General features: G+C 72.6%; 2 protein-coding genes. Both read left to right on the forward strand.

What is annotated here, in order from left to right:
• A partial coding sequence (locus ACWC21_RS41325; RefSeq protein WP_450889997.1) for a condensation domain-containing protein occupies positions 1–973 on the forward strand: 973 nt, incomplete at its 5' end.
• Positions 970–1,337, forward strand: a 368-nt coding sequence (locus tag ACWC21_RS41330) for a condensation domain-containing protein (protein WP_450889998.1), incomplete at its 3' end; no start/stop codon positions are given. The genes ACWC21_RS41325 and ACWC21_RS41330, both read left to right, overlap by 4 nt.

A 1,337-nucleotide genomic window follows, 5' to 3' on the forward strand; every position in this document is an offset into this window, starting at 1 on the left:
CGTCCTCTACGCGGCCTACCACGTACTGCTGACCCGCTACACCCGGCAGAACGACATCTGCGTGGGCGTCCCCCTCAGCAACCGCACCCACCCCGGCAGCGAAGCGGTCGTCGGACTGTTCCTGAACACGGTCGTGCTGCGTCCCCGGGCCGACGACGATCCGGCCTTCCGCGAACTGGTCGCCCGCGTGCGCGCGGAGTTCCTGGACGCCGTCGACCACGGCGACCTGCCCTTCTCCCGCCTCGTCGAGGAACTGCAACCGGAACGGGACCTCAGCCGCAACCCGGTGTTCCAGGCGATGTTCACCATGGCCGTCACCGAGCCCGAACCCCGGCTGGCCCGACTGCGCGTGGAGCGGTTGAGGCTTCCCGCCCGGGCCTCGTTCATGGACATCAGCGCCGAGGTCCGGGCCGGCGGCTCCGAAGCAGAGGTCAGCCTGTGCGCCGACGCGGACCTGTTCGCCCCCTCCACATCCGCCGCTATGGCGGCCGACTTCGAACGCATCCTCGCAGCGGTGGCCCAGGATCCGGACATCCCTCTGTCCTGCGCGCCGGCGCCCTCTGCCGCGGCGTGGCTGCGAGAGTCCCCGTCCGCCGCGGTGCCGGATCCCGTCGCCGCACCCGGCACCGCCGCGCCGTCACCTGCCGAGGCCGGCGCCCGGCAGGTGGCGGCGGCCGCCGTCACCGAAGTCTGGTCGCGGATTCTGGCCACTCCCGTCAGGGGTCACGAGGACTTCTTCGAACTGGGCGGCACCTCACTGCTGGCCATCCGCATCGTCTCCGATCTGCGGGCCCGGTCCATCGGTCCGGTCACCGTTCGGGACGTCTTCGAGACGCGTACCGCCGACGGACTCGCCGCCCGCCTGGCCGGACGCCGGGCCTCCGAGCCCGCCCCGCCGGGCCCCACGCGTCTGCCCCGGCACCGGCGTGCCCTCGACGTCCCCGGCCCCGACTCTCCCCAAGGAGTGAAATGACCGACTCCGAGCGGCAGTACGCGGAGATGCCCGCCTCCGCCGCGCAGCGCGGGCTATGGCTGATCGAGCAGCTCGGGGAGCCCTCAGCCGCCTACACGATGCATCCGGCCGTTCGTGCCGAGGGCGACTTCGACACCGCCACCGCGCGGCGGGCCTTCGAGGAACTCGTACGCCGGCACGAGGCACTGCGTACCGGCTTCGCCTGGCGCGACGGCGAACTCATCCAGCTCATCGAGGAGCCGGGGGCCGACGGGTCGGTGCGGGTGGACTTCGAGGTGATCGAGGTGGGGCGCGAGGAGGCGGTGACGCGGGCCGGTGAGTCGGCCGCGGCACCGTTCGACCTGCTGACGGGGCCGTTGATGCG

Source organism: Streptomyces sp. NPDC001348 (genome assembly GCF_053597535.1).